Origin of the sequence: Pseudoalteromonas sp. SG41-5, assembly GCF_014164495.1 — a bacterium.
Taxonomy (GTDB): domain Bacteria; phylum Pseudomonadota; class Gammaproteobacteria; order Enterobacterales; family Alteromonadaceae; genus Pseudoalteromonas; species Pseudoalteromonas rhizosphaerae.
The window spans coordinates 1-764 of the sequence record NZ_JACJFH010000266.1; the positions used below are offsets into that span (position 1 = coordinate 1).

The 764-nt window shown below is 40.2% G+C and carries 1 protein-coding gene and 1 pseudogene; both read right to left on the reverse strand.

Features of this window, described 5'->3' with window-relative positions; genetic code table 11:
- Nucleotides 1–164: pseudogene (locus H5232_RS24500) on the reverse strand (DUF600 domain-containing protein); the annotation flags it as partial.
- 31 nt (nucleotides 165–195) lie between these two features.
- Entirely contained in the window at nucleotides 196–696 is a 501-nt protein-coding gene (locus tag H5232_RS23525; RefSeq protein WP_182795025.1) for a hypothetical protein, read from the reverse strand.
- Nucleotides 697–764: the final 68 nt, after the last annotated feature.

The following is a 764-nucleotide window of genomic DNA, read 5'->3' on the forward strand; positions in this document are numbered from 1 at the left end:
GGCTGTTCGTTTTCATCATCTTCTGTTTGATAGTGAGCCTTGCATTCAAGTTGGTTTTCATCTTCGCAATCTAAAATAAGCTGAGCCTCAAGCCACGGCTCATTTATTTGCTGGTACAAGTATTGCCCAAGTTGTTGGGGGATGTGTTTAATGTCTGGTTGCATGTGCTGTCCTTAGCGCTTTCTATATAGTTAATTATTGCTCAATGAGTACGACGATTGATTTACCTTGCTCAGCCGCATCTCTAAAGGTTACAAAGTACTTGTCTCGAACGAGGTCATAGGCTTCGGGGTTTACTTCATCAACTCCATCCTTTTCAATTTCAGCGATTATGTTCTGCCCCTCTAAGCTATCAATATCGAAGCTATATTCTTGTTGCATTATGTCATATAAATCTTTCACCATATCGGCTGGGAAAAAGCCGAAAGTGCCGCTAATGTCAGCGTCAGGTGGAAGCAGCTTATGGGGGAAAAAATTGAAGCTAGCAATCAATAATAACCGACTATTACCTGCGATAGCATCCCATAGTTGCAGTGCGGGTTCAAAGCCGCGCAGGTTTATTTCGATTGACTGCCAATGAATGGCTTCTTCTTCAGTAATTGCAAGCAATTGTTGGTATTTACTTTCATCATCACCGCTAAGCGAAGTAGGGTATCTATCTTCGTCAATAAGTGATAAGTGAATTAAGCTGCTCATAGATAATAGGCTCGTGTTGTGTGATTATCGAAACTAATCAATTAAAAATAAAGGTAAATATAATGAGT